This window comes from Yoonia sp. (genome assembly GCF_042093035.1).
In the GTDB taxonomy this organism is placed as follows: Bacteria; Pseudomonadota; Alphaproteobacteria; order Rhodobacterales; family Rhodobacteraceae; genus Yoonia.
Window position 1 is genome coordinate 3,338 of record NZ_JBELFI010000114.1, and the last position, 4,563, is coordinate 7,900.

6 protein-coding genes and 1 pseudogene are annotated in these 4,563 nt (G+C 58.2%); all 7 read left to right on the forward strand.

The window, feature by feature from the left end; all coding sequences use genetic code 11:
* The coding region (mltG, locus tag ACFDSS_RS12275) for an endolytic transglycosylase MltG (RefSeq protein WP_375256028.1) at window positions 1-407 on the forward strand (407 nt) is incomplete at its 5' end.
* Between the two features lie 171 nt (window positions 408-578).
* Window positions 579-995: a hypothetical protein gene (locus ACFDSS_RS12280; RefSeq protein ID WP_375256029.1), complete on the forward strand. Its 417-nt coding sequence runs from the start codon at window positions 579-581 to the stop codon at window positions 993-995.
* Window positions 973-2,199: a DNA-packaging protein gene (locus tag ACFDSS_RS12285; protein WP_375256030.1), complete on the forward strand. Its 1,227-nt coding sequence runs from the start codon at window positions 973-975 to the stop codon at window positions 2,197-2,199. The genes ACFDSS_RS12280 and ACFDSS_RS12285 overlap by 23 nt, the downstream gene beginning before the upstream one ends.
* Window positions 2,200-2,311: 112 nt before the next feature.
* Window positions 2,312-3,484 (forward strand): phage portal protein, encoded by a 1,173-nt coding sequence (locus tag ACFDSS_RS12290; protein WP_375256031.1) that lies wholly within the window; start codon window positions 2,312-2,314, stop codon window positions 3,482-3,484.
* The gene (locus tag ACFDSS_RS12295) at window positions 3,477-3,689 is read left to right on the forward strand and encodes a hypothetical protein (RefSeq protein ID WP_375256032.1); all 213 of its coding nucleotides are present in this window, start codon (window positions 3,477-3,479) and stop codon (window positions 3,687-3,689) included. The genes ACFDSS_RS12290 and ACFDSS_RS12295 overlap by 8 nt, the downstream gene beginning before the upstream one ends.
* The gene (locus ACFDSS_RS12300; RefSeq protein WP_375256033.1) at window positions 3,686-4,216 is read left to right on the forward strand and encodes an HK97 family phage prohead protease; all 531 of its coding nucleotides are present in this window, start codon (window positions 3,686-3,688) and stop codon (window positions 4,214-4,216) included. The genes ACFDSS_RS12295 and ACFDSS_RS12300 overlap by 4 nt, the downstream gene beginning before the upstream one ends.
* A gap of 34 nt (window positions 4,217-4,250) precedes the next feature.
* Window positions 4,251-4,563 (forward strand): annotated as a pseudogene (locus tag ACFDSS_RS12305) (phage major capsid protein); the annotation flags it as partial.

The window sequence follows — 4,563 nt, forward strand, 5'->3', positions numbered from 1 at the left end:
TTCTTGCCAGTATTATTGAGAAAGAAACCAGCGTGCCTGATGAGCGTCGTCAGGTATCGAGTGTTTTTGTTAATCGCCTCAACCGTGGGATGCGGCTACAGACCGACCCGACCGTGATCTACGGTATTACCCGTGGCGAAGGCGTTTTGGGCCGTGGCCTGCGTCAGAGCGAGCTGCGCGGGGCGACCCCTTGGAATACCTATGTCATCGCAGCTTTGCCCCCGACGCCGATTGCAAACCCCGGCAAGGCCGCCATCGAGGCGGCTTTGAACCCTGACACTACAGAGTATATTTTCTTTGTGGCCGACGGGACCGGTGGCCACGCATTTGCGACGAATTTGGAAGACCATAACCGCAATGTGGCAGTGTGGCGTCAGATAGAGGCGCAGCGCGCAAACGACGGGTAACAGTCTGTTTTAGATAATGAAAAGTTAATGATCTGCACGCTAAGCGCTGCGCGCCAGATTGACTTTTGGCTGATCTTGCCGTAGTTTCGCAAGGCTAGAAGGTGACGGGTGCTGTATGCATGCGTGACCGCTCGACCGTAACGGAAGTCTCCTTACAGGTCAGAATTAATAATGGAAAACGAAAACAAAGACGGGGTTGACGCCCCTGACTTGGCGGCTTCTCGGCTTGCTGAGATTGAGCATTTATCGCGCCGCATCAGCGACCGGCTTTCGGAAATGATTGACGATCTTACGGACGGCTCCGACGCCCCCGTCAAACAAATTGCCATCAAGCTTGAACAATTACACGCCGCACATCTTCGGGTGCTGACGGCCGAGGAATCCTTCCATGCAAAAATCGGAAAATATGCGGATGACGCAGATGCCATCGACTACGACGCCGTCCGTATTGACGTCGGGTGCCGACTTGATCGCATCCGCGAAAGCCTCGTGGCAGACAGCGTTCCTTGCGACCCTGCAACCCGCGCAGCTTGCAACGCTGCCCTATCTCTTCGACTTCTGGGCGATGCCGCATCAGAGACCTCCTGAGGGGGATTGGCGTACATGGGTGATTTTGGGCGGACGTGGGGCTGGAAAGACCCGTGCGGGGGCAGAATGGGTCCGCGCGATGGTGGAGGGACCCACGCCTCATGCCCCTGGCCGTGCGATGCATGTCGCTTTGGTTGCCGAGACGATGGATCAGGCCCGTGAGGTCATGGTTTTTGGCGAAAGTGGTTTGATGTCGATTTGCCCGCCTGACCGCTGCCCTAATTGGAATGCCACCCGCAAGATGCTGGTCTGGCCCAATGGGGCGATTGCCAAACTGTTCTCCGCGCATGACCCCGATAGTCTGCGTGGTCCGCAGTTCGATGCGATTTGGGCCGATGAGCTGGCCAAGTGGCGTAAGGCCGAGGCAGCTTGGGACATGCTCCAGTTTGGTTTGCGCCTTGGGAATGATCCACGCGCTTGCGTCACCACGACACCGCGCCGCACACAGATGCTTCGGGATTTGTTGGAGCGTCACACCACGGTCATGACCCATGCGCCGACGCAGGCGAACCGTGCCAATCTCGCGCGGAGCTTTCTGGAGGAGGTCGAGGGGCACTACGGTGGTACGGCGCTGGGGCGACAAGAGCTTGACGGTGAGCTGTTAAGCGATGTTGAGGGTGCGCTTTGGACGGTGGCTGAGTTGGCGGCGGTGCAAGTCGCTGTGCCGCCTGCGTGTGATCGCATTGTCGTGGCGATTGATCCGCCGGGGACGTCGCATGCCGGATCGGATGAATGCGGGATTGTGGTGGCCGGTGTTTCGATGAAGGGTCCGGTGCAGGATTGGCGCGCTGTTGTGTTGGAGGACGCCACAGTACATGCCGCCCGTCCGACGGTTTGGGCGGAGGCGGCGATTGATGCGATGCGCCGCCATGATGCGGATCGATTGGTCGCTGAGGTCAATCAGGGCGGCGATATGGTTGAGGCCGTTTTGCGCCAGATTGATCCGATGATGTCTTATCGGTCAGTCCATGCCAGCAAAGGCAAGGTGGCGCGCGCCGAACCTGTTGCAGCACTCTACGAGAAAGGCCGTGTCCAGCATGTGCGTGGGCTGGCGCAGTTGGAAGATCAGATGACGCAGATGACAACGGCTGGCTTTGTTGGCCGAGGGTCGCCTGACCGGGTGGATGCGCTTGTCTGGGCTTTGCAGGATTTGCTGACTGAGCCTGCGCGCAGCTGGCATAACCCTAAGATACGTGGCCTCTGACGCTGTTGCGCAGCCCTGCGCGCGGCCCCGTATCAATTTCCACATCCCTTTATCGCAAATTGTTTTTCGAGAACTGCAGATGGTCATCCCCGACCACCACGAGGAGTTTTGAATGTTTGGATTTAACAACCGCAACAGCCAGCCGAAGGTTGAGGTCAAAGCCTCGGCCACGGGTCGTGTCATGGCGATGTCTGGTGCGGGCCGTGTGGCCTGGTCGCCCCGCGATGTCGTATCGCTGACCAAGGTGGGCTTTACCGGAAATCCGATTGGTTTTCGCGCCGTAAAGTTAATCGCTGAGGCCGCTGCTGCAGTCCCTGTGGTCCTGCAAGATGACGCGCGCCGCTACGATACACATCCGGTGTTGGCACTGATGGCGCGTCCGAATGCAGGGCAGGGCCGGGCTGAGCTGCTTGAAGCGCTCTTCGCGCAGGTTTTGCTAACAGGCAATGGTTATGTTGAAGCGGTTGCCGAAGAAGGCCTGCCGATGGAGATGCACGTGCTGCGCTCTGACCGGATGACAGTGGTTCCGGGGGCCGATGGCTGGCCTGTGGGGTATGATTATACGGTAGGGGGGCGCAAGCATCGCTTTGCTGTGACGAACGACCTGAGCCCGATTTGCCATATCAAGAGCTTTCATCCCCAAGACGATCACTATGGGTTTGCGCCGATGCAGGCGGCGGCTTCCGCGATTGATGTGCATAATGCAGCGTCCCGTTGGTCGAAGGCTTTGCTGGACAATGCCGCCCGTCCCTCCGGGGCGATTGTTTATCGTGGGGCCGACGGGCAGGCATCGCTGTCAAATGACCAATATGATCGCTTGCTTGAGGAAATGGAAACCCAGCATCAGGGTGCGCGCAATGCGGGTCGCCCGATGTTGCTTGAAGGTGGTCTGGATTGGAAGCCGATGGGTTTTTCGCCCTCCGACATGGAATTTCAGAAAACCAAGGAGGCCGCCGCCCGTGAGATTGCGATTGCCTACGGTGTGCCGCCGATGCTTTTGGGCATTCCAGGTGATGCGACCTATGCCAATTATCAGGAGGCGAACCGGGCATTCTATCGTTTGACGGTGTTGCCCTTGGCGACCCGTGTTTTGAGCGCGATTGCTGCCTGGTTGTCTGATTTTGCAGGGGAAGACATGGGTTTGCGCCCTGATCTCGACCAGATCCCTGCCTTGTCTGTTGAGCGTGATGCGCAATGGCGCCGGGTTGCTGATGCGGATTTCCTCAGCGATGCCGAGAAGCGCAATTTGCTGGGGTTGCCAGCGCTGGAGGTCGGTGATGGATAGCAAGATTGTCGATATGCAGGGCAAGCTCCGTCAAGCCGATCCGCCGCCGGTGTCGCATTTCTGGTTCGCGCATGTTGATGTCCGTCTGGGCCGGATCGAGTTTATGATTACACGACTTGAGCGTCAGATGTGGCTGATTGTCTGCGGTGCTGCGGGTCTTCTTATTTTCGAAATTGTTAAAGCGCTGAGCAGAGGTAACTCATGAATTTGGAACATAAGTTTTGCACGTTGGGCACCGATGTGATCGTGACCGATGGCACGACCATCAGCGGCTATGCGTCTCTTTTTGGGGCGCCAGATCAGGGCGGGGATACGGTGCAGCGCGGGGCCTACGCGGCTTCACTCGCCAAGGGGCGTGGCGTGAAGATGCTGTGGCAACACGACCCCGCCCAGCCGATTGGTGTTTGGGATGAGGTGTGTGAGGATGGCAAAGGACTTTGGGTCAAGGGCCGTCTGTTGACAGATGTTGCCAAGGGCAGGGAGGCGGCGTCGCTGATTGCTGCGCGTGCGATTGATGGTTTGTCGATTGGGTATCGCACGGTCAAGGCCGCCAAAGACGGCAACGGCGGACGTTTGTTGTCGGAGTTGGAGCTTTGGGAGGTGTCTTTGGTCACATTCCCGATGTTGCCTGAGGCCCGTGTCGGTGCCAAGGGAGATGACCCAGCCGCAACTGCGATGCGCGAAATGGCAGCGGCTTTTGAAGGCGCCCGCCAACTGATGGCACGGGACTAACCCGCCGCCGCAACCACGATCAAAAGGAAGATCCATGAGCAAGACTGAGAGCGATTCTCGGGCCGGGGAAGATGTGTCCCCCACCCAGTCTCTGAATACGGCGATTGCCGGTTTTATGAGCGATTTCAAAGACTTTTCCCACGGCGTGAATGCCAAACTTCAAAAACAGGATGACCGGATGAATAAGCTGGACCGTAAGACGATGATGACTGCCCGCCCCGCGCTGGCGCAAGCCGCCCATGAGGATGCGCCACACCAGAAGGCCTTTGCTGCCTATCTGCGCTCTGGCGATGATGATGCATTGCGCGGACTTGAAATGGAGGGCAAGGCGCTTGGTACGTCGATTG